Here is a 3,855-nt window from a genome sequence, read left to right as displayed (position 1 = left end):
GGCTTGGCTGCCGCGGTTTTTTTGCTCTTCGCCTTCTTCTTCAGGTCGTTGAGCAAAACTGCGAAGCGCTGGTCCGTATCGACACTCGCAAACTCGTCGCTTCGAACTAGATTTGACGCCTGGGCCGATTTGCCAGGCAATTGGAGAAGTTTCTTGAGCTCCTCCCAGCGATCCCTCCCAACGCCTCTCGCGGCGCCCAATGCATCCAGAACATGTTCAGGAACGTGCTCCGCGACTGCCAGCATTCGGGACAGGAGCGTATCGTCGATTGTAAGCGCGCTTTTGACCGTCTCCTTGTCAATTCCGGAGCTGGTCAGTTTACGTGCAAACAGGGCCTTTTCGATGAAAGTGAGGTCGGAGCGGGCCGTGTTTTCCTGCCCCTGTGCGATCACATGTGCGATGTCCTCGATCGGCTTGACGACGGCCTTCACAGCGATGCCGAGCTGACGGGCAGCGCGAGCACGGCGATGGCCGTAAACAATGACAAAGCGGCCAGAAACATCTGGGTGAGGCCGAACGAGGATAGGCGAGGACTGACCAGCCTGCTCAATAGCCGAGACTAAGGCGGAAAAATCCTCGTCGTTGCTGGCAATCCGGTCAGCGAAAGGGGAGGCCTCAAGGAGGTCCGGATCAAGGGATACGATCGTTTCGCCATCGAGGACGCGCATAGAGTTTTCCGCCATCTCATCGAGAGACTGCATCATCGAGCGCGTTGCGCCACGACGGGCATATTCGGCCCTGCTCTCCGATGAATTGCTTTGCGGCTTCCGATCGCCCACGGTCGCCCCGATGTTGGCCAAGAGGTGCTTTCTAGCCATTTGCACCCTCCATTCTCGTATTTACTGCGCTGATTTTGCGAGGTTTTTTGCGGTTCTGCACGGCTGTCAAGAAAGCGATCACTTCCGCCCCCATGCTTTGTGTATCAGCGAGACAATCTCGCTATTGACTGCGTTGAGGGACTCCATCGCACGGTCATACGTTGAACGCGTGAACTGGCTGCGCTCAACCTCATAAAGGGTCTGCTTGGTAATACCGGCATCAGATATGGCGGTGGACTTAACCATCTGATTGGTGAGCATCCGCTTGTTGAACATCGCCTGCATGAAACCAACCATCTGTGCCTGCGGCCCGTCCGTCGGCTCGTATCTCGTCACCAGATAGCGGAACCACTTCAGCCGGACTTTCGCCCCGACCCCCTTTATCGACTGCAAGATCCCGCCAAGCATGAGCAGGAACTGGCTCATCGACATGATGTCGAGCATCTGCGGATGGACCGTGATAAGAACAGATGTGGAGGCTGTCAGCGCGGTGAGCGTGAGATAGCCGAGCTGAGGAGGGCAATCGATCACAACCACGTCATATCGATCGTCGACCTCTTTAAGGGCCTGCGTAATGCGGGTGAAGAACATACGCCCTTCAGGGGAATTTTTGTTCGAAGCCGCTAGTGGTGTCTCGTACTCGTATTCCTGGAGTTCGAGGTTCGCCGGGACGATGTCGAGCCCCGGAAAATTCGTCGGTTGAATTACGTCCTTGATCGACCTGCGTTGATCATCGTACCGAAGCGCCTCGAAAAGCGACGGATTCTTGTCAAGTTCGGGCTGCATCCCATGAAGAGCAGTGAGTGAAGCCTGTGGGTCGAGGTCGATCGCAAGGACACGATGGCCCGTGAGAGCGAGGTACTGGGCAAGATGGGCCGTGGTGGTTGTCTTTCCACTCCCACCTTTGAAATTTACAACGGAGATAACTTGAAGGCCTTCGCCGCCGCGCCGTTGAGGCACATAGCGTTTGAAATCAGTTCTGCCGTGTTTGTCGAGGAAGGCGCGCAACTCCATCATCTGCGCCGCCGTGTACGAGCGGCGGCCGGACTGTGATACGAGCGGCTCCGGCCCCTTTCCCTCAAGATGTAGTTTCTTGATATGGTTTTGCGTCACGCCAAGAAAATCGGCAACCTCGGCCGAGGAAAACAGCCGAAGGCCTTTCTCAGCATCCGGCGGATACTGCTCCAGGCGCAGCATGTTGAGCTTGTCCGAGATGAGTTCGCCCTGCTGGAGTATCTCCTCGTCAAAGTCTATGTCGAGGTCGAAAGTCTGCACCACGTTCAATTTCACCGCCCCACTTGGGAATAACGCTTTTCCGGGTCCATATGGCAGGAAAGCGTGATTACTATGTGCGATTCGACGGTAGCCGCAAGGCGTTTTTGGTTAATGAGAAGTTAACATGTTGCGGGACCAATCACGCCCAGACCGGATTCTTCAATAATTTTCGTAAGTTAGATCGAATTCCGCTGTTCGCGACCGTGGGCATGAAATGCAGATTTGCACTTCTTCACCAGCACTATAGTCCCTGCCTGCCCTCGCATTTCCATAGCTAGACCAGCGATTCGGCAGAATCACCGTGCTGCAGATCTGCACGTAGGCACACGCCCGACGAGCTGTTTTGTCTCCGCATGACCTGTTCATGCGGAGATCATGATGCGGATACTGACCGTCTCGCCCGACCTTTACCGACGCCATCCAATTTTTCTGAAGCAGATGCACCGTCTTCGCGCAGCGGTGTTCGGCGGCCGTCTCGAATGGGACGTCTCTGTCACCGAGGGGGAGGAACGCGATCGCTACGATGATTTTAAGCCGACCTACGTTCTGGCAGTTAACGAGCGTGGGATAGTCGCCGGTTGCGCCCGTCTTCTTCCGGCTTCCGGGCCGACGATGCTCGAGTACATATTTCCCGAACTGCTCGAAAAGGGTTCTCTGAACCCGCATCCAGAAATGGTCGAAAGTTCGCGCTTCTGCGTCGACACGTCCCAGACCGCGGGCAGGGAAGGGGGCCAATTACATCTTGTGACACGCACCTTGTTCGCCGGCATCATCGAATGGTCGATGGCGAACGGCTACAGCCAGATTGTCACAGCGACCGATCTTCGCTTTGAGCGGATCCTCAAACGTGTCGGCTGGCCGATGCGGCGGCTCGGCGATCCTGTTGCGATCGGCAACACCATCGCCATTGCTGGAAGCCTGCCGGCCGATCGCGTCAGCTTCGAGCAGGTCTGTCCTCCGGGCTACCGTTCGAGCCGTCAGATCGACAGCGCACCCGTCAGGAGCGCCGCGTGACCCAACTGCGCTCCCATACGCGTCTCGTCCGCAAACTTCAGGAAGCTCTCGGCGACCATCTCTGCGTCGCGCTCGATGACGCGACGGTCGTCGAGATCATGCTCAACCCCGATGGCAAGCTCTTCATCGAACGCCTGGGTCATGGCGTCACCCCGGCCGGCGCACTGAGCCCGGCCGCGGCAGAGGTGATCATCGGCAGCGTCGCCCACGCGCTACAATCGCAGGCCGACGACGAGCAGCCGATCATCTCCGGCGAACTGCCGATCGGCGGGCACCGCTTCGAGGGCTTGCTGCCGCCCGTCGTTTCCGGACCGGCCTTCACCATCCGGCGGCGCGCGTCGCGGCTGATCCCGCTTTGCGACTACGTAAAGTCGAAGGTTATGACCGAGGCGCAGGCCTCTGTCCTGCGCAGCGCGATCGCCTCTCGCATGAACATCGTGATCTCCGGCGGCACGGGCTCGGGCAAGACGACCCTTGCCAATGCGGTCATCGCCGAAATCGTCGCCAATGCGCCGGACGATCGGATGGTCATTCTGGAAGACACCGCCGAGATCCAATGCGCCGCCGAAAACGCGGTATCGCTCCACACAAGCGACACCGTCGACATGGCACGGCTGCTGAAGAGCACGATGCGATTGCGGCCTGACCGAATCATTGTCGGCGAGGTCCGCGACGGTGCGGCGCTCACGCTGCTCAAGGCGTGGAACACCGGGCACCCGGGCGGAGTCACGACCATTCACTCCAACAC

The 3,855-nt window shown here is 58.2% G+C and carries 4 protein-coding genes; 2 read left to right on the top strand and 2 right to left on the bottom strand.

From position 1 onward, the window contains the following. Positions 1-818: plasmid partitioning protein RepB (gene repB / locus EOC94_RS33035; RefSeq protein WP_127295806.1), on the bottom strand; the 818-nt coding region annotated here is incomplete at its 3' end. Positions 819-896: 78 nt separating this feature from the next. Continuing rightward, positions 897-2,108 carry a plasmid partitioning protein RepA gene (gene repA, locus EOC94_RS33030; protein WP_185928387.1) on the bottom strand — a complete coding sequence of 404 codons (1,212 nt, stop codon included), beginning with the start codon at positions 2,106-2,108 and terminating at the stop codon, positions 897-899. A 363-nt stretch (positions 2,109-2,471) separates the two neighbouring features. Between repA and traI the strand changes: the two genes are divergently transcribed. Both traI and trbB read left to right on the top strand, forming a co-directional pair. After that, positions 2,472-3,107, top strand: coding sequence for an acyl-homoserine-lactone synthase TraI (traI, locus tag EOC94_RS33025; protein WP_127295802.1), 636 nt, complete (start codon positions 2,472-2,474; stop codon positions 3,105-3,107). Continuing rightward, positions 3,104-3,855 (top strand): P-type conjugative transfer ATPase TrbB (gene trbB, locus EOC94_RS33020; protein WP_127295800.1); only part of this gene is annotated, 752 nt, incomplete at its 3' end. The genes traI and trbB, both read left to right, overlap by 4 nt.

It is taken from the genome of Mesorhizobium sp. M6A.T.Ce.TU.016.01.1.1, assembly GCF_003997065.1.
Lineage (GTDB): Bacteria > Pseudomonadota > Alphaproteobacteria > Rhizobiales > Rhizobiaceae > Mesorhizobium > Mesorhizobium mediterraneum.
Note: the sequence above shows the minus strand (reverse complement) of the source record. Positions and strands in the feature narration are given on the sequence as shown.

Coding starts and splice junctions, on each gene's coding strand:
- traI (WP_127295802.1), top strand. CDS start 2,472: ATGCGGATACTGACCGTCTCGCCCGACCTTTACCGACGCCATCCAATT.